The sequence below is a fragment of the Rhizobium sp. BK049 genome (assembly GCF_014193135.1).
In the GTDB taxonomy this organism is placed as follows: domain Bacteria; phylum Pseudomonadota; class Alphaproteobacteria; order Rhizobiales; family Rhizobiaceae; genus Rhizobium.
In genome coordinates, this window is sequence record NZ_JACHYV010000004.1 from 133,027 (window position 1) to 156,339 (window position 23,313).

21 protein-coding genes are annotated in these 23,313 nt (G+C 59.6%); 13 read left to right on the plus strand and 8 right to left on the minus strand.

Annotation, left to right across the window (positions count from 1 at the left end; all coding sequences use genetic code 11):
* The first annotated feature begins 174 nt into the window (after positions 1 to 174).
* The 4 genes from FHT70_RS05865 (at position 175) to FHT70_RS05880 (ending at position 6,155) form a co-directional block, all read left to right on the plus strand.
* On the plus strand, positions 175 to 1,071 hold the full coding sequence (locus tag FHT70_RS05865; protein WP_097598425.1) for a glycosyltransferase: 897 nt from the start codon (positions 175 to 177) through the stop codon (positions 1,069 to 1,071).
* 123 nt (positions 1,072 to 1,194) lie between these two features.
* Complete coding sequence (locus FHT70_RS05870; protein ID WP_246721758.1) at positions 1,195 to 3,555, plus strand: glycosyltransferase; 2,361 nt, start codon at positions 1,195 to 1,197, stop codon at positions 3,553 to 3,555.
* Positions 3,556 to 3,762: 207 nt separating this feature from the next.
* Positions 3,763 to 4,944 carry an ATP-grasp domain-containing protein gene (locus FHT70_RS05875; protein WP_183699515.1) on the plus strand — a complete coding sequence of 394 codons (1,182 nt, stop codon included), beginning with the start codon at positions 3,763 to 3,765 and terminating at the stop codon, positions 4,942 to 4,944.
* A complete protein-coding gene (locus tag FHT70_RS05880; RefSeq protein ID WP_183699517.1) occupies positions 4,941 to 6,155 on the plus strand; it encodes a Gfo/Idh/MocA family oxidoreductase in 1,215 nt (404 codons plus the stop codon). Before FHT70_RS05875 ends, FHT70_RS05880 begins: the two co-directional genes overlap by 4 nt.
* A 219-nt stretch (positions 6,156 to 6,374) precedes the next feature.
* Here FHT70_RS05880 and FHT70_RS05885 read toward each other — a convergent pair whose 3' ends face one another.
* Positions 6,375 to 7,484: a DegT/DnrJ/EryC1/StrS family aminotransferase gene (locus FHT70_RS05885; protein WP_097598429.1), complete on the minus strand. Its 1,110-nt coding sequence runs from the start codon at positions 7,482 to 7,484 to the stop codon at positions 6,375 to 6,377.
* A 191-nt stretch (positions 7,485 to 7,675) separates the two neighbouring features.
* On the opposite strand from FHT70_RS05885, the gene FHT70_RS05890 reads away from it, so the two are divergent.
* From FHT70_RS05890 to rfbA, 5 genes are read left to right on the plus strand one after another with little or no spacing between them, the layout of a single operon-like run.
* Entirely contained in the window at positions 7,676 to 9,670 is a 1,995-nt protein-coding gene (locus tag FHT70_RS05890) for a glycosyltransferase family 1 protein (protein WP_183699519.1), read from the plus strand.
* Entirely contained in the window at positions 9,660 to 10,238 is a 579-nt protein-coding gene (gene rfbC, locus FHT70_RS05895; RefSeq protein WP_097598430.1) for a dTDP-4-dehydrorhamnose 3,5-epimerase, read from the plus strand. The genes FHT70_RS05890 and rfbC overlap by 11 nt, the downstream gene beginning before the upstream one ends.
* Before the next feature lie 6 nt (positions 10,239 to 10,244).
* Entirely contained in the window at positions 10,245 to 11,300 is a 1,056-nt protein-coding gene (gene rfbB, locus FHT70_RS05900; RefSeq protein WP_097598431.1) for a dTDP-glucose 4,6-dehydratase, read from the plus strand.
* Between the two features lie 3 nt (positions 11,301 to 11,303).
* Positions 11,304 to 12,191, plus strand: a complete 888-nt coding sequence (gene rfbD, locus FHT70_RS05905) for a dTDP-4-dehydrorhamnose reductase (protein ID WP_183699521.1) — start codon at positions 11,304 to 11,306, stop codon at positions 12,189 to 12,191.
* Between the two features lie 10 nt (positions 12,192 to 12,201).
* Positions 12,202 to 13,071 (plus strand): glucose-1-phosphate thymidylyltransferase RfbA, encoded by an 870-nt coding sequence (rfbA, locus tag FHT70_RS05910; RefSeq protein ID WP_097598538.1) that lies wholly within the window; start codon positions 12,202 to 12,204, stop codon positions 13,069 to 13,071.
* A 120-nt stretch (positions 13,072 to 13,191) separates the two neighbouring features.
* Here rfbA and FHT70_RS05915 read toward each other — a convergent pair whose 3' ends face one another.
* The 7 genes from FHT70_RS05915 to FHT70_RS05945 form a co-directional block, all read right to left on the minus strand.
* Entirely contained in the window at positions 13,192 to 13,803 is a 612-nt protein-coding gene (locus tag FHT70_RS05915) for a riboflavin synthase (protein ID WP_183699523.1), read from the minus strand.
* Entirely contained in the window at positions 13,803 to 14,960 is a 1,158-nt protein-coding gene (gene ribD, locus FHT70_RS05920; protein WP_183699525.1) for a bifunctional diaminohydroxyphosphoribosylaminopyrimidine deaminase/5-amino-6-(5-phosphoribosylamino)uracil reductase RibD, read from the minus strand. Before ribD ends, FHT70_RS05915 begins: the two co-directional genes overlap by 1 nt.
* 3 nt (positions 14,961 to 14,963) lie before the next feature.
* Positions 14,964 to 15,440 carry a transcriptional regulator NrdR gene (gene nrdR / locus FHT70_RS05925; RefSeq protein ID WP_003547190.1) on the minus strand — a complete coding sequence of 159 codons (477 nt, stop codon included), beginning with the start codon at positions 15,438 to 15,440 and terminating at the stop codon, positions 14,964 to 14,966.
* A gap of 9 nt (positions 15,441 to 15,449) precedes the next feature.
* Positions 15,450 to 16,748, minus strand: a complete 1,299-nt coding sequence (gene glyA, locus FHT70_RS05930) for a serine hydroxymethyltransferase (RefSeq protein WP_085777703.1) — start codon at positions 16,746 to 16,748, stop codon at positions 15,450 to 15,452.
* Between the two features lie 206 nt (positions 16,749 to 16,954).
* Complete coding sequence (locus FHT70_RS05935) at positions 16,955 to 18,256, minus strand: L,D-transpeptidase family protein (protein ID WP_097598435.1); 1,302 nt, start codon at positions 18,254 to 18,256, stop codon at positions 16,955 to 16,957.
* Between the two features lie 431 nt (positions 18,257 to 18,687).
* Positions 18,688 to 19,203 carry a MarR family winged helix-turn-helix transcriptional regulator gene (locus tag FHT70_RS05940; RefSeq protein WP_004673822.1) on the minus strand — a complete coding sequence of 172 codons (516 nt, stop codon included), beginning with the start codon at positions 19,201 to 19,203 and terminating at the stop codon, positions 18,688 to 18,690.
* A 130-nt stretch (positions 19,204 to 19,333) separates the two neighbouring features.
* The gene (locus FHT70_RS05945) at positions 19,334 to 19,771 is read right to left on the minus strand and encodes a DUF6163 family protein (protein ID WP_064811669.1); all 438 of its coding nucleotides are present in this window, start codon (positions 19,769 to 19,771) and stop codon (positions 19,334 to 19,336) included.
* Positions 19,772 to 19,902: 131 nt separating this feature from the next.
* On the opposite strand from FHT70_RS05945, the gene hemB reads away from it, so the two are divergent.
* The 4 genes from hemB to FHT70_RS05965 all read left to right on the plus strand — a co-directional run bounded on the left by hemB (position 19,903) and on the right by FHT70_RS05965 (position 23,303).
* Complete coding sequence (gene hemB / locus FHT70_RS05950; RefSeq protein WP_183699527.1) at positions 19,903 to 20,916, plus strand: porphobilinogen synthase; 1,014 nt, start codon at positions 19,903 to 19,905, stop codon at positions 20,914 to 20,916.
* Between the two features lie 74 nt (positions 20,917 to 20,990).
* Positions 20,991 to 21,449, plus strand: a complete 459-nt coding sequence (locus FHT70_RS05955) for an RDD family protein (RefSeq protein ID WP_064801688.1) — start codon at positions 20,991 to 20,993, stop codon at positions 21,447 to 21,449.
* Between the two features lie 195 nt (positions 21,450 to 21,644).
* Complete coding sequence (locus FHT70_RS05960) at positions 21,645 to 22,421, plus strand: arginyltransferase (protein ID WP_085777700.1); 777 nt, start codon at positions 21,645 to 21,647, stop codon at positions 22,419 to 22,421.
* Complete coding sequence (locus tag FHT70_RS05965; protein ID WP_097598438.1) at positions 22,422 to 23,303, plus strand: DMT family transporter; 882 nt, start codon at positions 22,422 to 22,424, stop codon at positions 23,301 to 23,303. It begins immediately after the preceding gene.
* The last annotated feature ends 10 nt before the right edge of the window (positions 23,304 to 23,313 follow it).

Below are 23,313 nucleotides of genomic sequence, written 5' to 3' on the forward strand. Positions count from 1 at the left end.
AGCTATCGAGCGAGATCCGAGGCGTCTTTTGCCGATTTTGCCTGCCCTTCTGCGCAAGCCTCGCGTAATGCCCGAATTCTATGGTCATGGCAAGCGGTCTGCTTGGTCCTTCGGCGAAGCGATCACCGCTCTCGCCGGCTGAGGCTGGAGAGAAGCGTTTCAAGGGAGAAACATTTGCCGCGCGTGTCGATCTGTATACCGGCCTACAAGCCTGATTTCTTTGAACTCGCCCTAAAGAGCGCAATCGCGCAAAGCTATGCGGATGTCGAGATCATTGTCTCGGACGATTGCCCGACGGACGCCATCGAGGCAATCTGTTCACGGTATTCCAGCCTCATTGCTTATAGCCGCAATCCCCATCCCGGCGAATACACCAATATCATGAGGCTGGCCGGTCTCGCTGAGGGCGAATACATCAAATTTCTATTCGATGACGACGTGCTTAGCCCTTTCTGCGTGCAGTTTCTTCTCGAAGCGCTGGAGGCGACGCGCGGCAGAGGGACGAAACTTGCCTTTTCACCGCGGCACGTGATCGACGAGAGGAACAACTTCATCAACCTGATCAACCATTTCCAAGTCGATCGGGGTTTGAAGATCATCGAAGGCCGGGATTTCATCCGCTTGACCGCGATGCATCACCTCAACCTTATCGGCGAATATTCGACCGTGATGATGCGTAAGGCGGACTGCTTTGACGGAAATGGCGAGTTCCGCCTTTTCAGGCCCGAAAACGGCGTCTTCCGTGGCCTTCTTGATCTTTCAGGCTGGACAGAACTCGCCAAGGAAGGCGCGTTCGTCGCCCATCCGCACCCGCTTTCCTATTTCCGGCAGCATTCCAATTCCAAATCAAACCACACCACGAACCCGATCTTCATCTACGCCATCGTCTTTTACGAAGACATTCTGAACTATGCGCACGCCAACGGATTCCTCAGCCCGCAGGATTTGCCGGTCTCCTATCGCAATCTGATCAATGTTTACCAGTATTGGCGCGCCGCCTTTCCGGAACTCGATGCGAGGATCGCTCGCCTGAGCGCGCTGCTTGATGATGTCGGGCGATGGAGCGCGTAGCGGTTGGGCCGCTCGATCCCGGCGAGATTCACTGTACCCGCACGTTTCGCGCAATTCTCACGATTTAATTGATGGTCGACATGGCGCGATCATGCAGACAGAGGGTTTCAAATGATGCAGTTGATGGATGATACAATGGCGGGTTTCGGCGGACGCGAGCAGATCGTGCAGGCGTCTTTTTCCGTCGTCGTTCCCGCCTACAACGCATCAAACGTCATCGGGCGATGCCTGCAGAGCCTATTAAGTCAGCAGGGGCAGACGGCATTTGAAATTATTGTCGTCGACGATTGCTCGGCGGACGACACGATCGCTAAAGCCGAAGAGATAGGTCGTGGGCACAATAACTTTAGCGTCCTGCGCCTCGACAGCAACGGCGGACCCGGCATTGCCAGGAATGCAGGGGTACTCAGAGCAAAAGGCGAATGGATTTGCTTCGTGGATGCCGACGACGTCGTGGAGAACAACTTTCTGGAGATGCTTCAGGCATCCGTCGAAGACTTCACGGATATTCTCGCGTTCAACTCCAGCCTTTATGACGCAGAAACCGGCAATAGCCTGAAAGCCAGCATCCGCGAGGATCTCGCCCGAGTCGAGGGCGCCGAAAGGCTGGCGGATTATCTTCAGGATCGCGTTGATCGATCAGTCATCTTCCATCTGTTCCGCCGCCGTTTCCTCCTAGACAATAACATCATGTTCCGCGGCGGCCTTCACGAGGACGTCGATTATATGTTTCACGCGCTGATGCGCGCGCGTTCTGTCAAGAGTCTTGACAGGCAGATCTACCGCAAGCTCGATACTCAGGGCTCAATCGTAAATTCGCTCAGCACCCGTCATGTCGACGGCTTCTTCGATGCGCTCGATGCCATGCATGCGCTCGTGGCGGACACGCCGATGTGGCCTGACCTGAAAAATCCTTTCCTGACCGGCATCATTAACGTGACCGCGTCTCGCCTGCTCAGGCTGCTGCCCGGCAAGGTGGTCAAGCTCGAGGATGCCGGCAAAATTCTCTCCACGCTTCACGGCCGTGTCATGCGCTCAATGAAGCTTGCCGAGATTGCCTATCCCCTGCCGGTTCCGCCATCCGGCTTCCGCACCAAATATCGGATCACCTTCGATGCCTTTATGAACGGCATGGAAAAAGGCGATACGACCGAAGATATGCTGAGAGTCTTCGCGGAGATCGCCCCGAAGCTCTGGAGCTGCTACGACCTTCATCATTCCATTCTGCTCGGGCCTGGCGAGGTGCGTACCTGCTGCAAGCGCTTCACCTATGAAGGCGAACTGAAAGGCGATGTGGTTCTTTTTGGCGGCAACGGCAAGGATTTCCAGTTCACCTACAGCGATATCAAGCAGGCAAAAGATGCCCTGTTCCTCGAGATCAACCGAGACAACTCGGATGAATGCCGCGGTTGTCCCTTCTTGAAATTCGAGGATTGGGGCCGGCCGCTCGATCAAGGCGTCAAGTATCTTTCCTTCGAGCATCACTCGCTTTGCAATATGCGCTGCACCTATTGCAGCGAAACGTATTTTGGCGGCAAGAAGCCCGCCTATGACGCCGGCGCCTTTATCGACACGTTGAAGGATGCGAAGGCGCTCGAGAACATGGAATATATCGTCTGGGGCGGCGGCGAACCGACGGTCGAGCCGCGCTTCGACGAGCTTCTCAGCAAGCTGGCCGAGGGCATTTCCGATGTAAAGCAACGCGTCATCACTAACGCGACGATGTATTCGGAGACCCTTGCCGACCTTCTCCGGAAGGACCAAGCCCATATCGTTACCAGCATCGACGCCGGAAACAGCAAGAATTTCAGTGAGATCCGCAAGTATAAACATTTCGAGCGGGTATTCGAAAACCTGCGCCGCTATGCTGCCTGCTCTTCGCGCAATGTCGTCATAAAATATATTCTTTTGCCGGAAAACAGCTCCTCAGACGAACTTCGGCAATATGCCGACCTGATCGTCGAGAATGGCCTTACCGATTGCAACTTCCAAATCAGCTGCGATTTCAAAACGGATCGCGTGACCGATGACCAGTTAGTGTCGATCGTAGAACTTCACCATCTGCTGAGAGTTCGCGGCGCGCGCCTCATTTTCCTTGACGATCTCGTTTGGCAGCGGATTTTGACGGTTACGCCGGATACCCTGGAATTGCTGAAATCCAAGCTGCAACCTTCGGTGCTGGAGACGGCATTCGAGCCGGCCTATCCTGAGGGCGTTGTGGTTTGGGGGATCGGCGGACAGGCTCAGATCATTCGCCGCAAGTCGCAGTTCTTTAAAACGAGCAAAATCGCTTATTTCATTGATCCGCGTCCCGAAATGATCGACCAGAGGCTCGGCGGCATTGAAGTGCGCTCTCCTCATTCGGCCCTGTCGGATGACCTGCCGATTATGATCGGCGCCGTGCAAAGCGCGCCGGAAATCTACGATCAGATTGAGGATCTCGGCATAAGCCCCCAACGCATTCTGCAGAAAGTCATCCTGTAGCGCTGAACGCAGATCGGAGCGATGGGAAGTCCACCGCCTCGATCAGCAAGCCTCGGGAAACGCCCGCGGCCTACGATTTTGATCACCGCATCCATTTCCGAGTCTTTGAACACCGGAAGCGGATGGAAGAGAGCTGTCAATCTGCTGCTCCAGCGGTTTGATGCGGAACGCCCCTAACTCGTCAGGGGATGTGGGAGGGATTTGAGAATGACCAAGAGAGCATTGCTGGTCGGCAGCAACTTCAGCGCAGTTCCCCTTCTATTCGCGCTGAAAAGGCGCGGCCTGCATATTTCCGTGTGCGGAAACCGGCCGGATGAGCCCTGCCACGCGCATGCAGATCAATCGCATTTCATCGACTACAGCGATCCGACCGTGCTGCTCTCCCTCGTCGAGAGCGGCGATTTCGATTTCATCGTGCCGACCGGCAATGACGTTGCCTATATGTCGACCACCTTCGTCGCCGAAAAGCTCGGATTCCCGCGCTTCGATTCGCTGGAAACTGCGACCATCATTCACACCAAGCAGGCGTTCCGCAGCTTCACCGAGCAGTACGATATCCCTGCCCCACGTTCAGTGCGTCTGCATGGCGACTCGCCGGTCGAGACCGGCGCACTGCGCTACCCGCTGCTTGTAAAGCCAAGCGACAGTTTCAGCGGTCGTGGCGTCACGAAGGTTTTCGACAAGATAGAACTTGCGGACGCCGTCGCCGACGCCCGGCGCAACTCGCGCGCGGCGGAGATCGTTATAGAGGAATTCGTCGAAGGCAGCCTGCACAGCCATTCCGCCTTCATCAAGGACCAGGAAATCGTCTTCGACGTCTTCGTCGACGAATATTGCACAGTCTACCCATACCAGGTCGATTCATCGAATCATCCGTCGCGACTCTCCGAAACTGTCCGTTCGAAGACGCGTGCCATTATGGCGCGTGTCGTCAAGCTGCTCGGACTGCAGGACGGCCTCATCCATACGCAGTTCCTGTCAAATGGCGACGATGTCTGGATAGTCGAATGCATGCGACGGTGCCCGGGTGATCTTTACGGCTCACTTGTCGACCAGTCTCTCGGCATCGATTATGCCGACCTCGTCATAACGCTGCTGCTGGGCGAGGAATTTTCGGTCAATCCGCGCTTCAAACCGCCGCTTTTTTTTGGGCGCCACACCATCACCTCCGACAGGCCCTCGACGCCGTTTTCCTTCTCACATTCCATTCCATCATCCGATGTCCGCATCGCACAACTCAAGACCACGGGCAAACCGATGAATTCGGCACCGCTCGACAAGCTCGCCATCCTCTACGCCCGTTTCGAGACGCAAGACGAGATGCTGAAGGTGGCGCCGGATTTCAAAACGTTCATTTCGCTCCAAACGATGCAAGGAGACCTCGCATGAGCCGCTCAAGCCAGGGAGTAGCGGGAAAGCTGCGCCTCGCCTTTCTGGGCGGCGCCGTCAATTCTGCTGTAGGTCGCGCTCATCGCGATGCAATCGAACTTGATCAGAAATTCGATCTCGTCGCCGGCTGCTTCAGCCGCCACGGCGAGATCAATCGCGAGACAGCGGAACAGTACCGCATTTTGCCGGAGCGCTGCCATGCCGACTTCGATAAGTTGCTATCGAAAGAAGCCGGCAACATCGATGCTCTCGTCGTGCTTACGCCGACGCAGCAACATACGAAGCAGGTTGTCGGCGCACTCGAGGCGGGTATTCCGGTGATCTCGGAAAAGGCCCTTGCCGGCTCGAGCGCCGAGACGCGCATGATCGACAATGCGCGCAGTAACGGGACCTTTTTGGCCGTAACCTACAATTACACGGGGTACCCCATGCTCCGCGAAATCCGCGGCATGGTCGAGCATGGTGTTTTCGGTGAATTGCAGCAGATCCATATTGAGATGCCGCAGGAGAGCTTCCTCCGTTTCCGCCGCGACGGGACGCCGATGACGCCACAGGATTGGCGCTTGCGTGACGGTCCCGTGCCGACCGTTTCGCTCGATCTCGGCGTTCATGTGCACTCGTTGCTTCATTTTCTTACCCAGCGGGAGCCGGAAGAAGTCTGCGCGACCAGCCAGAGTTTCGGCAACTTTCCGCAGGTACTCGACAATGTACAGGCGCTTGTGCGCTGCGCCGGCGGTCTGCATTGCAGCATGTGGTACGGCAAGACAGCGCTCGGGCAACGCAACGGGCTGCGTGTTCGGCTCTATGGCTCCAAGGCATCAATCGAATGGCTTCAGGAAAACCCCGAGATTGCCTATTTCTACGACCGCAGCGGCCGCAGGCAGGTCCTCGATCGCGCCAGCCCGGAAATTATGATCGCCAACGCTAGCCGCTATGAGCGGTTCAAGGCGGGTCATCCTTCGGGCTTCATCGAAGCTTTCGCAAATTATTATGCCGACCTGGCGGACGCCCTGCTGCAACACAAGACCGGTACCACTCGCTTGCCTCACCCCTATGTGCTCGGGTTCAATGAGGCGGAAGAAGGACTGCTGCTGCTGGAAGCTATCGAATGCTCGCGGCTTGAAAAGCGCTGGGTCGAGATTGAGCCGCGAGGCGTACGACGCCCGGCGATAGACCGGCTCGAAATCCAAGCTCCGCAACTGGCACTCTAATCTATCCTCTACAAGATAAGAAAGCGGCGTGATCGATGGTCACGCCGCTTTCGTATGAGCAGCCGGCTGCATGCGCGGTTCGCAATTACTTGTTTTGGCAGGCAGGGCCCGCGTTCCCAATCTGCTGACAAGGCGGGCCGCCTGGCCTATTGGCGCGCTATATCGCACCGCAGATCGTTTCTATCTGCGGTGCGATACGACATCCGGAATATCGCGTTTTTAAACTGACTCGATCAGCCCACAAACCTTGTCGACGATCTCCATCTCCATGTCCGGATAGATGGGAAGGCAGAGCACCTGTAGTGCTGCTTCGCTTGCGACCGGCAGATTCGACGGCTGGGCGGAAGGCAGGCTGCGATACATCGAGAAGCTCGAAATCAGCGGATAGAAATAGCGGCGCGTATGAATGCCGTTTTCCTTCAATAACTCATAGAGCCCATCGCGTGAAATGGGATAGCCGGGACGGACGAGGATCGGGAAATAAGAGAAGTTGGAGACGGTCTCGCCGGAACGGTCCAAGCATTCAATGCCCGAAACGCCGCGGAGCCGCTCGCGGTATGCACCGTCGATGAGCTCACGCCTTTCGAGTGCAAACTTAATGTATTTCAGCTGCAACAGGCCGAGCGCAGCGTTGAACTCGCTCATCTTGCCGTTCGTGCCTGGCGCCACCACGGTCACCTCATCCACGTAACCGAAGTTCTTCAGCTGGTCGATGCGAGTCTTCGTCTTGATGTCCGGGCAGATGATGGCGCCGCCTTCGAATGTGTTGAAAACTTTCGTCGCATGGAAGCTCAGGATGGAAAGGTCGCCGTGATTGAGAACACTTCCCCGTTCGTCCTCCACGCCGAAGGCATGGGCGGCATCATAGATGACCTTGAGATTGTAGAGATCGGCGATCTTCTGGATCGCATCGACGTCGCAAGGGTGGCCGTAGCAATGCACCGGCATGATCGCCGTCGTCTGCTGCGTGATCGCCGCCTCGATCTTCGCTGGATCGAGATTGAGCGTCACCGGGTCGATGTCGACGAAGACGGGTTTTAAGCCGTTCCAGAGAAGCGAGTGCGAAGTGGCCACGAAGGAATAAGGCGTGGTGATGACTTCGCCCGTGACGCGGAGTGCCTGAAGCGCCGTCAGCAGCGCAATGGTGGCGTTTGAAAAGAGGCTGATGTGCTTCACGCCGAGATGGTTGCAGAGCTCCTGCTCCAGTTGCCCGTGGAATGGCCCGCCATTGGTCAGGATGCGATTGTTCCAGATCGCTTCCAGCGAAGGAATGAATTCTTCAAGCGGCGGCAGGCTGGGCTTTGTTACATAGATCTTTTCGTTTTTCATGACGCCGTCCAGGGTTGGGCCCTATCACGGAATTGGGCCTTGTACGAACATCACGGCTTAACCTGTTGCGAAGCTGACCAGCGAAATTCCTGCCAACAGTGTGGCGCAAGCTTCACGTCCAATAGTCGGCACCCATACGAATGCCGCATCGTGAATCACGAAGACGGCAGCCATTCGCGAAGGACAACGCCTTGACGATCAATCAGCCCATTTCTTCCTTGCCGGCCGGTCTTCCTGATCTGGCGCTTCTCACGGAGAAAGCTGCCGGGACGGGATCCGTCATCATCTATCAGCCTTATCTCGACCCTTCGCAGCGCAGCCAAATCGACGCGGCGGCCATGCCGCTCGACATCTCGTTCAATACGCAGGCCACGACCCGCGAATATGAACTCTTCCGCACCCTGCATCAGCATCATGAGGCGATCGGCCTCGGCGAGGACGTATTCTGGGGGCTGCTCTCCAGCAAATTCGAGATGAAGTCGGTGACGAGCTTCCCGTCCTTTGTCACGGAGGCGGAAAAGGCCAGGGCAGAAGGCGCGGACGCCTATCTTTACAATCCCCTGATCGGCCACGCGGCGATCTACAGCAACGTTTGGGAACATTCGCTGCTTGGCGGTCATCCCGGTATGGACCCGATTTTCCTGCACATCCAGGACCTCGGCTATCCGATTGCGCCGCCGCAGGACAAGACTTCCTTCGCGTTCTGCAATTATTTCTGCGGAAACCGGAAATTCTGGTCCGAGTATTTCGCCTTTTGCGAACGCATTCTCGAATCGCTGGAACACCAGGCGCGCGTCGGCACGCCGGCAGGCACCGCCTATGCCGGTACAGCCAACTATTCGCGCGATGCCAACGCGAAGATGCGCCCCTTCGTGATCGAGCGCCTGCTCGGGCTCTATGTCCAGCAGGCTGCCGCCTCCGGATTGAAAATCGCCGCCTTCGTACCGGCTCTTGCCGATTTCGAATGGAAGTTCGGTACCCGCCTCGGCCGGATGCTGCATGGCCTCTTTGCCGCCAAGGAAGCCTTTCTGAAGACCCGTGACGAGGCTCTGCTGACCTCGTGGCAGGAAGGCCGCCAGCCGCTCATCAAGCAGCCGCATTTGATCTGGATGGCTGACGATCCGCCGGGCTGGATGCCGCGCGGCCAGTTCATCGGCGGCCGCGAATTGATGCGCGCCTATGCTCCGCAGGCCGCAGGCGCCTCCCCGATGCCGCAGCAGCCGGTGCGGACGGAAATGCCCGCTATACCAGCTGCGCCGAAAATCGAGCAGCCGCTCCGCAACCCGCTGCAGCCTTTCGCCGGCGGATGGCAGGCACACAAGGATCGTCATTGCATCTGGATCGTGACGCCCGAAAACTACAATCACAGCCACGCCTTCGACGAAGTCGCACTCGGCATCCAAGGCGCCTTCGAGGAACTCGGCGGCTCGGCACCGATCGTCCGCGACATGAATGCATTCGCCGGCCGTGCGCCGATCATCTACGGCGGCAATCTTCTCCCCGCCGAAATCGTCGGCCATCTGCCGAAGGACAGCGTCATCATCAACCTCGAGCAGGTGTCCGAGGAAAGCAGCTGGATCAATTCGCGCTATACGTCGATCCTGAGGGCGATGCCGGTGCTCGACTACAGCCCGCGCAACCGCGAAAACCTTGCCGCCAAGGGCATCGATCATGCCGGTGTGCTCGAAATCGGTTACAGCGGTTGCCTGAGCCAGATCCAGCACAACCCCGTCAAGGATATCGACGTCCTCTTCTATGGCTCGATGAACGAACGCCGCCACCATATCCTGAAGACGTTGAACGACAGCGGGCTCAAGGTCGCGCACCTCTTCAACATCTATGGTGCGGAACGCGATGCGGCGATTGCCCGCGCCAAGATCGTCATAAACATCCATCATTATGCGAGCGGCGTTTTCGAGATCGTGCGCATTTCCTATCTGCTCGCCAATCGCGTTTGCGTGCTGACGGAAGGCGACATCCGCGATCCAGACCTCCAGCCCTTCATCGGCGGGTTGGCAATTGAGCGCTATGACGACATGATCGAGCGCTGCTACAAGCTGATCGCAGATGCAGACGAGCGCGATGTCATTGCCGCGACGGGCTTTGCGGCCATGCGGAGCCGCTCGCAGGCGGAGATGCTGATGAACGTCATGAAGGCCGCAGAAAAGGTAAGTCATGCGCATTGAGACCGCGGCCATCGAGGGCATTGTTGCAATCACGCCGCCACGCTTCGGCGATCACCGCGGCTACTTCTCCGAGGTATTCAAAGATGCCTGGTTCCGGGAAAATGTGGCCGACGTCACGTTCATCCAGGACAATGAGTCGCTTTCGGCGCAGGCTGGAACCGTCCGGGGGCTGCATTTCCAGATCCCGCCCTTTGCACAGGGCAAGCTGGTGCGCTGCCTTGCCGGTCGGATCATGGATGTCGTCGTCGATATCCGCGAGGGATCGCCGAGCTTCGGCAGATGGCTCTCTCAGGAGCTCTCGCCGGAAACCGGCAAGCAGCTCTGGATACCGGCCGGTTTCGCACACGGATTCGTTACGATCGAGCCGAACAGCGTCGTCAGCTACAAGGTAACCGCACCCTACAGCCCGCAGCATGATCGGGGCATCGCGTGGAACGATCCGATGATCGGCATTCGCTGGCCGTTCGATGAGAGAGAGATGGTGTCGTCCGACAAGGACAAGACGCTGCCGCGGCTCGCCGATCTGCCAAGCCATTTTTCCTATTCAGCACAACAACCCAAGGATTGATCCTCGATGCGCATACTGGTCACGGGAGGAGCGGGCTTCATCGGATCGGCATTGGTGCGCCATCTTGTCAGCGAGATCGGCGCGGAGGTGCTGAATGTCGACGCGCTGACCTATGCCGGCAATCTGGCATCGCTGAAATCCGTCGAATCGGCGCCGAACTATCAATTCCTGCGCGCCGACATCTGCGACCATGCCAGAATGCAGGAAGCATTCGCATCCTTCCGCCCTGATATCCTCATGCATCTGGCAGCAGAGAGCCATGTCGATCGCTCTATCTCGGGCGCGGCCGATTTCATTCAGACCAACATCGTCGGTACATTCAGCCTGCTGGACGCCGCACGGCACTATTGGGACGGGCTTGACGCACGCAGCAAGAGCGCCTTCCGCTTTCTGCATGTCTCGACGGACGAGGTGTACGGCTCGCTCGGCGACCAGGGCCTCTTCGAGGAGACGACGCCTTACGATCCATCATCGCCCTACTCCGCCTCCAAGGCCGCGAGCGACCATCTGGCGATCGCCTGGCACCGCACCTACGGCCTGCCCGTCGTCGTCTCCAATTGCTCCAACAATTACGGCCCGTTCCATTTCCCGGAAAAGCTCATTCCGCTGATGATCCTGAACGCATTAGAGGGCAAGCCTCTTCCGGTTTACGGCAACGGCACGAATGTTCGCGACTGGCTCTATGTCGAAGACCACGCCCGCGCGCTCTTTGCGATCGCATCCAGAGGACGCCCCGGCGAAAAATACAATGTGGGCGGCCGCAATGAGCGCAGGAACATCGATGTCGTTCATCGCATCTGCGCGATCCTCGACGGCGTCTACACTGACAAGGCACCGCATGCGCGTCTGATTACCAACGTCACGGACAGGCCCGGGCACGACGCACGCTATGCGATCGATGCCTCGAAGCTCGAAAGCGAACTCGGCTGGAAGGCGCAAGAGACCTTCGAAACCGGTATCGAGAAGACCGTGCACTGGTACTTGGAAAACGAATGGTGGTGGAGGCCGCTACGCGAAAACGTCTATTCCGGCGAACGCCTCGGCGTTTTCAAGGGACGATAAGCGATGCGCATTGCCGTCACCGGCAAACAGGGCCAGATCGTTCAGTCGCTGCTCAGACGCGGCGCCGAAACGGGCGTCGAAATCAGTGCGGTCGGCCGCCCGGAAATGGACCTCGCAAATCCCGCAAGCATCGCCGCCGCTTTCTCGGCTCTGCGCCCGGATGTGATCGTCTCGGCGGCCGCCTATACGGCGGTCGACAAGGCCGAGAGCGAAGCCGAGCTTGCTTTTTCTGTCAACGCGGCGGGCGCCGGGGCGGTTGCCGAGGCTGCCGCGCGGATCGGGGCTCCGGTCATCCACATTTCGACCGACTACGTCTTCAGCGGCGACAAGGCCTCCGCCTATTCCGAAGAGGATGCGACGGCGCCGATCTCGGTCTATGGGCGTTCGAAGCTTGCGGGCGAGAAGGCCGTCGCGGCGGTGAACCCGAACCACGTCATCTTGCGCACAGCCTGGGTCTATTCGCCCTTTGGCAGCAATTTCCTGAAAACGATGCTGCGGCTTTCCGAGACGCGCGATCATCTTCGCGTTGTCGCCGATCAGACAGGATGCCCGACCTCGGCACTCGACATCGCCGACGCGATTCTTGTGATCGCAACCCGCATCGTAGCGGATCCTGCGCCATCGCTGCGCGGCACCTTTCACCTGACCGGCAGCGGCCAAGCAAGCTGGGCGGACTTCGCCGAAGAGATATTCGCGGAGCTTCTTAAATCCGGCGGCAAAAAGGTCGAGGTCGAACGCATCCCGACGGCGGACTATCCGACACCGGCGAGGCGTCCCGCCAATTCGCGTCTCAACGGCGACAAACTCGCCAGAACATATGGAATCCGGCTCCCGGAGTGGAAGCAGTCCATGATGGTGGTCATGCAAGACCTTTTGAATAAAGGTCTTTAAGGAGATGGGCATGAAGGGAATAATTCTCGCCGGCGGCACAGGCACACGTCTGCATCCGATCACAGAGGCTGTCTCGAAACAGTTGATGCCGGTCTACGACAAGCCGATGATCTACTATCCGCTGACGACGCTTATGCTCGCCGGCATCAGGGAGTTGCTGATCATCACCACGCCTCACGATATCGAAGCTTTCAAGCGCCTTCTCGGCGATGGCTCGCAATGGGGAATTTCGCTGACCTATGCCGTACAGCCGAGCCCGGACGGCCTCGCCCAGGCGTTCATCATCGGCGCCGACTTCGTGCACGGCGACAGCTCGGCACTCGTTCTCGGCGACAACATCTTCTACGGGCACGGCCTACCGGAAATCATGAAATCCGGCACGAGTCGTCGTGAAGGCGCGACGGTCTTCGCCTATCACGTCACCGATCCGGAACGCTATGGCGTCGTCGGCTTCGACGAAAAGATGAATGCGCTGTCGATCGAGGAGAAGCCGAAGGAGCCAAAATCGAACTGGGCGGTGACCGGCCTCTATTTCTACGACCAGCAGGTGGTCGATATCGCCGCCAACCTGAAGCCGTCACCGCGCGGCGAATTGGAAATCACCGATGTCAACCGTACCTATCTCGAGCGCGGCCAGCTTTTCGTGGAGTTGATGGGCCGGGGCTATGCCTGGCTCGACACCGGCACGCCGGACAGCCTGCACGATGCCGCGGGTTTCGTCAGCACGCTGGAGAAACGCCAGGGTTTCAAGATCGCTTGTCCCGAGGAAGTCGCCTGGCGCATGGGTTACATCTCGCCGGCCGAACTCGCCAAGCTCGCGGAGAAGCTCGGCAAGAGTGCCTACGGCCAGTATCTGAGGAAGCTATCCCCGGATTGGTGAACCATCTGGCTGGCGCCGCCTCATAGACGGTAGTTGGACGTCTCAGGCGCGCAGATGATGTTCCTCGCGCCCGGCATGCCAGTCGTGGCGCGACACCGGAAAGCAGTACAGGTTTGTAATTCAGGCGCTCGGGAATTCCGCCAGCCTGGCAGCGTAACGCGCCATTGTATCGACTTCGAAATTGACGAAATCGCCGGCTTTGCGCTCACCCCACGTGGTGACGTCGAGCGTGTGGCGGATGAGCAGGACGTCGAAATCGGTGCCGTCGACCGCATTGACGGTCAGCGAAGTGCCATCGAGTGCAATCGACCCCTTGGGGGCGACGAATCTCGCCAGATGCTCGGGTGCACGCAGTCGAAAGCGGGTGGCATCGCCCTCCGATGTCACCGAGAGGATTTCCGCCCTGCCGTCGACATGGCCGGAAACGATGTGGCCGCCGAGTTCATCTCCGATCTTCAGCGACCGTTCGAGATTGATGCGGCTGCCCTGCTGCCAGGTGCCGATCGTCGTCAGCCGCAGCGCCTCTTCCCAAGCTTCCACTTCGAACCAGCGGCCATTGCTGCCTTCATCAGGCAGGCCGGTCACGGTGAGGCAGATGCCGGAATGGGAGATGGACGCGCCCATATCGATGGTCGCAGGATCGTAACTTGTTGCGACGCGCAGCTTGATGCCCTCCTTCAGGGGGGAAACGGATTCGACTATGCCGACATCGGTGACTATTCCGGTGAACATCAAAGCCCTCTTTCGTATTCGTCCAGGCGATCGTCGCCAAACATTCGCGTGCTCATATGCATGAAACCGGATGGTATGTCGGTTGCCTGCAACGGGGATTCAATACCGCCCTCACCGATGACGCCGGGCGCCTGGTAAATCTGGATTCGATCGACGAGGCCGGCCTCGAGGAAAAGCCGCGCTGTCTTTGCGCCTCCCTCGACCAGAAGCGAGGAAATGCCCCGCGTCGCAAGCGCCAGCAGCAGGACCTCGGGGTGATAGGGATTGCAGTAGACGACTTCGACGCCGGCGGTTTCGAGCGCGGTGCGGCGGGAGTCTATGTCGGCGGAGTCAGTGGGGGAGATGTCCGGCAGGACAGAGGGGGGTAATCCTTCAGCATCCGCCGCCAACGGCGAAACTTTCTCGCTCGCCACCACGATGACCGGCACCTCCCGCGCCGTCTGAACCAGCTTACTCGTCAGCGGCAACGCAAGAGACGGATCAAGGACGATGCGGATCGGCGACTGGGCTTCGAGGCCTGGCGTGCGCACCGTCAGAAGCGGGTCATCCGCTATCGCGGTGCCGATGCCGACGAGGATCGCGTCGGTTTCGGCGCGCAGCGCCTGAACCTCGGCGCGGGCCTCCGGACCTGTGATCGCCACTTGGCCCTCCCCCTCCCGGCCGATCATGCCATCTGCGGAAACGGCAAGTTTGAGAGTCACATAGGGGCGGTTCTTCGTCTGGCGGGTGAGATAGCCGGCCAGCGAACGCCGGCCCTCCGTCTCCAGTACGCCGGCATCCACCTCGATGCCGGCTTGGCGCAGCATGGCGATGCCTCGGCCGGAGACGCGCGGATCGGGATCGGTGACGCTGATGACGACGCGAGCCACGCCATAGGCGATCAGCGCCTCGGCGCAGGGCGGTGTCTTGCCGTGATGCGAGCAGGGTTCGAGCGTCACATAAGCGGTGGCGCCGCGGGCGCGTTCGCCGGCTTCGGCGAGCGCCTGCGGCTCGGCATGCGGACGGCCGCCGAGCGCCGTGACCGCACTGCCGACGACGACGCCGTCACGAACGATGAGGCAGCCGACGGAAGGGTTGGTGGCGGTGCGGCCGAGATGCCGGCGCGACAGGTGGATCGCCGATGCCATGAAACCTTCGTCATCCGCCGTGACGCTCATGGCTCATCTGTCCAGCGGGTCGCGGGCGATCTTGGCGTTGATTTCGGAAATGACCTTCTCGAAATCCTCGGCAAGCGAGAAATCCCGATAGACCGAGGCGTAGCGCACGAAGCCGACATCATCGAGGCTCTTCATGGCTTCCAGCACCTGCAGGCCGATCTGCTCGGAGGAGATTTCCGTCTCGCCGGAACTTTCGAGCCGGCGGACGATGCCGGAGACGGCACGCTCAATGCGATCCCGCTCGACAGGGCGCTTGCGCAACGCGACTTCGAAGGAGCGCACCAGCTTGTCACGATCGAACGGTACCTTGCGGCCGGTCTTCTTGATGACCATCAGTTCGCGCAGCTGCACACGCTCGAAGGTGGTGAAACGCCCCCCGCAATCCGGACAGATACGCCGCCGGCGGATGGACGTATTGTCCTCCGCCGGACGCGAATCCTTGACCTGGGTATCTTCCGAACCGCAATAAGGGCAGCGCATCGCTACTCCTTACCCCATGTAGCCATACATGGGGAAGCGGTCTGTGAGGTTGACCACCTTGCCGCGCACGGCGGCTTCGACGGCGGCGTTGCCGTCATCGGAATTGGCGACCTTCAGGCCGTCGAGAACCTCGACGATCAGATTGCCGATCTCGCGGAATTCGGCTTCCTTGAAGCCACGCGTCGTGCCGGCCGGTGCGCCCAAACGCACGCCTGATGTGACGAAGGGCTTTTCCGGGTCGAAGGGGATGCCGTTCTTGTTGCAGGTGATATAGGCGCGGCCAAGCGCTGCCTCGGCGCGCTTGCCGGTGGCGTTCTTCTTGCGTAGATCGACCAGCATCAGGTGGTTGTCGGTGCCGCCGGAGACGACGTCGAGGCCGCCTGCAATCAGCGTTTCGGCCAGCGCCCGGGCGTTCTTGACGATCTGAGCGGCGTATTCCTTGAATTCCGGCTGCAGCGCCTCGCCGAAGGCGACCGCCTTGGCAGCGATGATGTGCATCAGCGGACCGCCCTGCAGGCCCGGGAAGACGGCCGAATTGAACTTCTTGGCGAGATCCTCTTCATTCGTGAGGATGACGCCGCCGCGCGGGCCGCGCAGCGACTTGTGCGTTGTCGTCGTCGCGACATGGCAATGCGGGAACGGCGACGGATGCTGGCCGCCGGCAACGAGGCCGGCGATATGGGCCATGTCGACCATCAGATAGGCGCCGACGCTGTCGGCGATCTCGCGGAAGCGCTTCCAGTCCCAGATGCGGGAATAGGCGGTGCCGCCGGCGATAATGAGCTTCGGCTTGTGCTCTTCGGCCTTGCGGGCGACTTCATCCATGTCGAGCAGGTTGTCGCCTTCGCGCACGCCGTAGGACACGACGTTGAACCACTTTCCGGACATGTTGACCGGCGAACCATGCGTCAGGTGGCCGCCCGAATTCAGGTCGAGACCCATGAAGGTGTCGCCGGGCTGCAGCAGCGCCAGGAACACGGCCTGGTTCATCTGCGAGCCGGAATTCGGCTGGACGTTGGCGAAATTGACGCCGAACAGCTTCTTGGCGCGCTCGATCGCCAACTCCTCGGCGATGTCGACGAACTGGCAGCCGCCGTAATAGCGCTTGCCGGGGTAACCCTCGGCATATTTGTTGGTCATGATGGAGCCCTGGGCTTCCAGCACGGCGCGGGAGACGATGTTCTCGGAAGCGATCAGTTCGATCTCGTGCCGTTGGCGACCGAGTTCCTTTCCGATCGCGCCGAAGATTTCCGGATCGACGTCCGCAAGCGAGCGATTGAAGAAGGATTCGGTGGAAGCATTGGTCATGGGCGGGCTCCTCAACTGGAATGCGCTGAGGTATTAGCCTTCCGCCGGGGCAAGGGCAATACGAAGAACGACATTTGCTGGGCAAAGCGCGCGCTGCAGCTCTTTTGTGAGCACCCCTCGGCAGGACGCGTCAAACAGCGCCCTCCCCGGCATAAAAAACCGCGCCCGAAGCGCGGTTCTCAAAATCACGACGCAGAGGGCGCCGCTTATTGAACCGGCTGCTCCATGCCGGCCGTGGTGTCGAGCGCGAGCTCGGCATTGCCGTCCATCTGATAGATGTCGTCGCGGAACTGGACGATGCCGTCGGGCATGCCCCAGGCGGAGATGTAGACGAAATAAACCGGAACTTCGGTGGCGAGCTTGATCGGCGTGTTGACGCCGCTTGCGATCACCTGCTCCATCTGCTGGCGGCTCCAGCCCGGCGTCTCGCGCAACAGCCAGGTCGACAGGTCGCGCACGTTCTGAACGCGGACGCAGCCTGACGATTCAAAACGCATGAGCTTGTTGAACAGGCCCTGCTGCGGCGTGTCGTGCATGTACTCGCCGTTCTTGTTGTAGAAGTTGATCTTCGTCGATGCCATGGCGTTGATCTTACCCGGGTCCTGGCGGAACATCAGGTTCGGCGCCTCGCCGTTCCAATCGACAGTCTCCGGAGAAACCTCATTGCCCTTGCCGTCGATGAGACGGATCGCGTTCTTTTCGAGATAGGTCGGATCCTTGCGCATGAGCGGCATGATGTCCTTTTCGACGATCGAGCGCGGCGCGGTCCAGTAAGGGTTGAGGATGACTTCGTAGATCTTCGAATTGACGAGATGCGTCGGGCGGCTCAGACGGCCGACGACCGCGGTGTGGCGCGTCGCGACGCTGCCGTCTTCGACGGCCTCGACATAGGCGGCCGGAATATTGACCATCAGATGGCGCCGGCCGAGATCTTCCGGGAAGGTCTGCAGGCGGACCAGGTTGGTGTTCAACTGCTGCAGGCGGACATCGGCCGGAATATTCATCGCCTTCAGCGTGAACTCGCCGAGAACGCCGTCGGACGGCAGGCCGTGACGCGCTTGGAAGCGTTTGACGGCGCCGTCGACATAGGAATCGAAGGAGTTCGACATGCCTGCCTCGCGCGGCAGGTCGCCGGTGATCGCAAGGCGCTGGCGCAGCGCCTGGACGGCGGGAGAGGAAACGCCGAGCTGCAGGCGCTGATCACCGGGATTGACTTCGGGCCAGCCGCCGGCTGCCGCAATCTGCTGATACTGCATGATCGCCTGCTGGGCACTCGCGACCGATTGGGGACCGAGGATCGGCGTGTTGGAAACGACGGCCGTCGCCGTGCGCGAAGCCGCCTTGGCATCGAACTGGTCATCCCAGTTGCCGCGGCGCGGTGCGTTGATCAGCGTATCGAGCGCCGACTGCGCCAATGCCGGCGCGGCCATCGCGCTGGCGCCTATCGTTGCCGCGGACGCAAGGAAAGCGCGGCGCGAGAGAGCTTCATTTCCGTTTTTCTTCGACATAGTCCCAACCACTGAATGCCGCAAAGGAAGCGCGGCGCTTTGCGATATCACTGCGCCGTAACGCAGATCCCTATCCATTCGTTCTCCCGGCACATCGGAAAATCCTGCCCACCGCATCACAAGATTGCGATGCGGAAGGCTGAATGTTCCTGGTCCATTGAAAGCGCCGGTTGTTAACCTTCCGCTGCCACACCAATATGGCCAATTCGTGTTGCCTGGACCGCAGATAGCTGTCGATGGCCGAGTCATCACGCAACGAACCATGTGACGAGGTAAATCGTGCCGGTTAATAACGGCTAAAAAACGGCTTGAATACCGGCTCTTACGCTTGCCTGCCATGCGTTGCAAAGATGCCACGGGTGCAAACAACAAAACCGGACGCGCAGGGAACGCATCCGGTTTTCTTCAACCCTGAAAGGAGGTCGAGGGTCTTAGAGGCGATACATGATCGAGTCGTTCCAGAAGCGATCCAGGCGCTGGAGCAGCTTGTTCATCTGGGTGAACTCGTCGGTGCCGATGCCGCCGACCTTATCGATCGAGGCGATGTGGCGTTCGTAGAGCTTGGCGACCGTTTCGGCGATGTCCTGGCCGGTTTCGGTCAGGCTAATGCGGACCGAGCGGCGGTCGATGCGGGAGCGCTGGTGGTTGATGAAACCGAGGTCGACCAGCTTCTTGACGTTGTAGGATACGTTGGAGCCGAGATAGTAACCTCGCGAGCGCAGCTCGCCGGCGGTCAGCTCGGAATTGCCGATGTTGAAAAGGAGCAGCGCCTGGATGGCGTTGACGTCACTGCGACCCTGACGGTCGAACTCGTCCTTGATGACGTCGAGAAGACGGCGATGAAGACGTTCGACAAGATGAAGGGATTCCATGTAAAGATCACGGATGCCCTGATCCTGCTGGTCACGGAAGTTGGATACCGCCTGCGGCTTGATTTTCGTGTTCATATCGACTGCCTCACTGTTTTGTTTGGCGGTGTCGTTTTCTTCCCGCCTTGAGTGAGACCCTATCGAATACATATAAAATTCGACTTAAACCGCAGGCTTAATGGAGCCTTACCGGAAACCCCACGTTGTCTCAGGGTAAATCAACACTTACCTGGCGGCGGTGCCGGCGCTTTTCCAGCCAGAGCAACAGGCGGAAAATGCAGTAGACCGCGGCGACCATGAGATGCAGCAGGATGATCAGCTTATTGGGCCCGAAAATGTCAGGCAGCAGACCATACATGAGAATCTGCCCGCCCGCTGCCAGCACCCAGATAACCGGCCCCCAGGAGACGGTGAGCCAGAGGCCGAGGGAGGCGACGGGGAAAAGCACGGCAAGGCTGGTGCTGGCCACCTTCCACGGCAGGCTCAAAAGATCGAATCGGCCGGCCCCGACCAGCGAATAACCGACGAGCATCGCCCAATATTGCAGCCCGAACCAGAAGCAGGATACGGCCACCAGCCTCAGGAACAGGATGAAGAGAAGATCCGCCAGCGTGCGTTTCGGTATTGTCGGGGAATCGGTTTCCATAGCGCAAACATCGGTTCGGGATCGGATCGTTACAAGCGGTTTTTCCGCCGCGGCCAATCGTCCGGTTTGGATTTTCCGGGCGCCATGATAATGAGCGCTCCGATAAATGGAATGGGCCAGGGACAGATATCATGCAGGATAAGACGCATCTCGTCGACGACATCACCGGCCATCGCCGCATGCGGCGCAATCGCAAGGCAGACTGGACTCGCCGGCTGGTGCAGGAGAACCGGCTGACGGTAGACGACCTGATCTGGCCGATCTTCGTCGTGCCGGGCTCCGGTATCATCGATCCGATCCCGGCCATGCCCGGCGTCAACCGTATGAGCATCGACAAAGCAGTCGAGGCCGCGCGCGAAGCGGCCGGCCTCGGCATTCCGGCGCTGGCGACCTTTCCCAACATCGAGATGGAGCTGCGCGACGAGACAGGTTCGAACAGCCTCGAGGCCAACAATCTGATCAATCAGGCCACGGCGGCGATCAAGAAGGCGGTGCCCAATATCGGCGTCATCACCGACGTCGCGCTCGACCCCTTCACCAGCCACGGCCATGACGGCATTCTCAGAGACGGCGAGATCGTCAACGACGAGACGGTCGATCAGGTGGCGCGTGCCGCGGTGATGCAGGCCAATGCCGGCGCCGACATCATCGCCCCATCGGAGATGATGGACGGGCGCGTCGGCGCGATCCGCAGGGCGCTCGATGCCGCCGGCCACCAGAGCGTCGGCATCATGAGCTATGCGACGAAATTCGCCTCCGCCTTTTATGGCCCCTATCGCGAAGCGATCTCGACCGGCGGGCTGCTGAAGGGCGACAAGAAGACCTATTATATTGACCCGGCCAACGGTACCGAGGCGATCCGCGATGCCGCCCTTGACGTCGAGGAAGGCGCCGACATGCTGATGGTCAAGCCCGGCCTGCCCTATCTCGACATCTGCTGGCGGATGAAGGAGGCCTTCGGCCTGCCGACCTTCGCCTACCAGGTTTCCGGTGAATATACGCAGATCAAGGCCGCAGCGATGAACGGCTGGATCGACGGCGAGCGGGCGATGCTCGAAACGCTGCTGTCGTTCAAGCGGGCGGGATGCGACGGCATCCTCACCTATTTCGCAGTCGAGGTGGCGAAAATTCTCAGCAAACGGTGATTTCGGGGCGAATGATTGTATTTCGCCCCGCCGACACCATATCAGCGGCGTCGCTTTTGCGAGAGGAGATTGAGATGAGCTACAACCCCAATCCGCTTTACGCCGCACCGGAGGACTGGCGCGCCTATAGCGGCGTGTTGAGCCGCCGTGTCTTTGCCTTCATCCTCGATTACCTCATCGTGGCGCTGCTGTGCATTCCCGCGGCGATCGTTTTGTTTTTCCTTTCGATCGTCACGCTCGGCCTCGGCTTCTTCCTCTACCCTGCCCTCTTCGTCATCGTCGCCGGCCTTTACTTCGGCCTGACCGTCGGCGGGCCGAGCCAAGCTTCGCTCGGCATGCGGGCAATGGGAATTGCGATCGTGCGCGTCGACGGCCGGCCGATGGATTTTCTGACGGCGATCGTGCATCTGGCGCTGTTCTGGATCCTCAACTCGGTGCTGACGCCGCTCATCCTGCTTGCCGGCCTGTTTATCGAGCGCAGCCGTCTCATCCACGACCTCCTGGTCGGCACGGTGACGGTGCGCACTGCCTGAGACCTGCCGTCTAAGACCTGGCGGCGGAGACGAAAAAACTCTCCGCCTTGCCTGTACCCGGCATCACGACGCTCCATATCCAAAGTTTAGAAGACTGAAATGAAGGGCGGAGACCGCCGCGCTGTTGACGTTTTCTATTCTTAAGTCATGCTGTCAGAAAACGGCACTGTCTCGACAAGGAAACTTCCGCGACAAATGAATACGCAGACGACGCCATCCCCGCAGTTTTATCTGACGGCTCCGGCTGCGTGTCCGTATCTGCCGCATGAGATGGAGCGCAAGGTCTTCACCCATCTGGTCGGCCCGCGGGCCGCCGAGATGAACGACATCCTCACCCAGGGCGGGTTCCGCCGCTCGCAGAACATCGCTTACCGACCGGCCTGCGAATCCTGTCGCGCCTGCGTTTCCGTGCGGATTCTCGCCCAGGAATTCGAACCGACGAAATCGATGAAACGGGTGCTTGCCGCCAATTCCGATGTCATCGCCACCGAATTCGCAGCCCAGCCTTCCAGCGAGCAATATTCACTCTTCCGGCGCTATCTCGATTTCCGCCACCAGCAAGGCGGCATGTCCGATATGACCGTGCTCGATTATGCGATCATGGTGGAGGACACGCATGTGAACACGCGAATCATCGAATACCGCCGGCGCGAGGAAGGCTCCGGGCTGGAGGAGCGGCCGAAGGGCGAACTGCTTGCCGCCGCACTGACCGACACGATGAGCGACGGGCTGTCGATGGTCTATTCCTATTTCAATCCGGCGCTCGAGCGGCGTTCGCTCGGCACGTTCATGATTCTCGACCATGTCAGGCGCACGAAAGCGCTCGGTCTGCCGCATGTCTACCTCGGCTATTGGGTTCAGGGGTCACGGAAAATGGACTATAAGACCCGTTTCCAGCCGCAGGAGCATCTGACCCCGCGCGGCTGGGAACGTTTCGACCCCTCCTCCATGCCCGAAAGCACGCGCGACTGAATGTTCCCCACCGCTCTTTCCGATCATCGGAAAGGCCTGCTGCTGACGGCGATCGGCGGGCTGGCACTTTCCATGGATATCCCGCTCGTCCGCCTTGGCGACGGTGACATCTGGTGGGTTCTCGGAATGCGGAGCGCAGCAACGGTTGTCGCCACGCTCGTGATATTAGGAGCAATGCGCCTTGTTTCGGGCAAGTGGCCGGTCCTCGTTCCGGGGCGACCTGGTCTTATCGCCGGTCTGCTCTACGGTCTCTCTTCCCTAACTTTCGTGCTGGCCGTCTTCAATACGGCCACGGCCAATGTCGTCTTCATCGTCGCCTTCAATCCGATGTTCGGGGCGCTGCTTTCCTGGATTTTCCTCAAGGAGAAGCCCCCGGCCGCGACGCTGATCGCCATGCTGTTCATGATATCAGGCGTCGGACTGATTGTAAGCGAAGGACTTGCCAGCGGCCATATCTTTGGCGACGCTATGGCGCTTCTCAGCGCGCTCATTCTTGCCGCAGCCATTACACTCGGGCGTGCCTCGCGCCGGCAAATGGGCTTCGTGCCGCTGCTTGCCGCCATCCTGCCGGCCGCGCTCGGCCTCGCGCAAGCTCTGCCCTCAGCGTTTGCAATCGCCCATCCCGGCTGGATCCTCCTCAACGGCGCCGTCATGATGCCGGTCGCCTTCTGGTGTCTTGCAACCGGGCCGCGCTACCTCTCCGCACCTGAAGTCGGCATGTTCTATCTACTGGAAACGGTGCTTGCCCCGATCTGGGTCTGGCTGATCTTTGCCGAAACGCCCGTAACGACGACGCTCGTCGGCGGCGGCGTCCTGACGGCGACAATCGCCGCGCATTCCCTCTGGATGGCGCGGCGGAAGAGCGTCAGGCAAGTCTCGTGATGTGACGTTG

What these genes read in the sequence shown, in the direction of transcription:
- FHT70_RS05945 (WP_064811669.1), bottom strand. Translation starts at nt 19,771, where the DNA reads ATGGAAACCGATTCCCCGACAATACCGAAACGCACGCTGGCGGATCTT.
- FHT70_RS05885 (WP_097598429.1), bottom strand. Translation starts at nt 7,484, where the DNA reads ATGAAAAACGAAAAGATCTATGTAACAAAGCCCAGCCTGCCGCCGCTT.
- FHT70_RS05955 (WP_064801688.1), top strand. Translation starts at nt 20,991, where the DNA reads ATGAGCTACAACCCCAATCCGCTTTACGCCGCACCGGAGGACTGGCGC.
- FHT70_RS05870 (WP_246721758.1), top strand. Translation starts at nt 1,195, where the DNA reads ATGGATGATACAATGGCGGGTTTCGGCGGACGCGAGCAGATCGTGCAG.
- rfbC (WP_097598430.1), top strand. Translation starts at nt 9,660, where the DNA reads ATGCGCATTGAGACCGCGGCCATCGAGGGCATTGTTGCAATCACGCCG.
- FHT70_RS05960 (WP_085777700.1), top strand. Translation starts at nt 21,645, where the DNA reads ATGAATACGCAGACGACGCCATCCCCGCAGTTTTATCTGACGGCTCCG.
- FHT70_RS05965 (WP_097598438.1), top strand. Translation starts at nt 22,422, where the DNA reads ATGTTCCCCACCGCTCTTTCCGATCATCGGAAAGGCCTGCTGCTGACG.
- rfbA (WP_097598538.1), top strand. Translation starts at nt 12,202, where the DNA reads ATGAAGGGAATAATTCTCGCCGGCGGCACAGGCACACGTCTGCATCCG.
- ribD (WP_183699525.1), bottom strand. Translation starts at nt 14,960, where the DNA reads ATGAGCGTCACGGCGGATGACGAAGGTTTCATGGCATCGGCGATCCAC.
- hemB (WP_183699527.1), top strand. Translation starts at nt 19,903, where the DNA reads ATGCAGGATAAGACGCATCTCGTCGACGACATCACCGGCCATCGCCGC.
- glyA (WP_085777703.1), bottom strand. Translation starts at nt 16,748, where the DNA reads ATGACCAATGCTTCCACCGAATCCTTCTTCAATCGCTCGCTTGCGGAC.
- FHT70_RS05940 (WP_004673822.1), bottom strand. Translation starts at nt 19,203, where the DNA reads ATGAACACGAAAATCAAGCCGCAGGCGGTATCCAACTTCCGTGACCAG.
- rfbB (WP_097598431.1), top strand. Translation starts at nt 10,245, where the DNA reads ATGCGCATACTGGTCACGGGAGGAGCGGGCTTCATCGGATCGGCATTG.
- FHT70_RS05875 (WP_183699515.1), top strand. Translation starts at nt 3,763, where the DNA reads ATGACCAAGAGAGCATTGCTGGTCGGCAGCAACTTCAGCGCAGTTCCC.
- nrdR (WP_003547190.1), bottom strand. Translation starts at nt 15,440, where the DNA reads ATGCGCTGCCCTTATTGCGGTTCGGAAGATACCCAGGTCAAGGATTCG.
- FHT70_RS05935 (WP_097598435.1), bottom strand. Translation starts at nt 18,256, where the DNA reads ATGTCGAAGAAAAACGGAAATGAAGCTCTCTCGCGCCGCGCTTTCCTT.
- FHT70_RS05915 (WP_183699523.1), bottom strand. Translation starts at nt 13,803, where the DNA reads ATGTTCACCGGAATAGTCACCGATGTCGGCATAGTCGAATCCGTTTCC.
- rfbD (WP_183699521.1), top strand. Translation starts at nt 11,304, where the DNA reads ATGCGCATTGCCGTCACCGGCAAACAGGGCCAGATCGTTCAGTCGCTG.
- FHT70_RS05880 (WP_183699517.1), top strand. Translation starts at nt 4,941, where the DNA reads ATGAGCCGCTCAAGCCAGGGAGTAGCGGGAAAGCTGCGCCTCGCCTTT.